General features: G+C 52.9%; 1 pseudogene. It reads left to right on the plus strand.

The features are described from left to right. Positions 1 to 165: 165 nt before the first annotated feature. Positions 166 to 291: pseudogene (locus tag EE949_RS12940) on the plus strand (transcriptional regulator); the annotation flags it as partial.

Genomic DNA, 291 nt, shown 5'->3' on the forward strand with positions numbered 1-291 from the left:
ACGCGGCCCCGGCCAGAACCATTCAGATCCAAGCACTGACCATCAAGGCAATAAAAGCGGAATTGGCCCACCTTGAGAGCCAGCTGACACGTCGGAAATAGGCTGAACTTGCGAACGACGCATTCAATCTGAAGAACCACACCCACTCAAAGACAGGGAAAAAGAATGTCCAAACTTGCAGAGTACCGCCAGTTGGAAAAACACCTCGCCGAGCAGCTCCAGGCACTGGAGGCCATGAAAGGTAATGAGGGCCTGAAGAAGGAAATCGAGTTCGAGACCAAGCTGCGCAAG

Source organism: Pseudomonas viridiflava, from assembly GCF_900602065.1.
Classification (GTDB): Bacteria; Pseudomonadota; Gammaproteobacteria; order Pseudomonadales; family Pseudomonadaceae; genus Aquipseudomonas.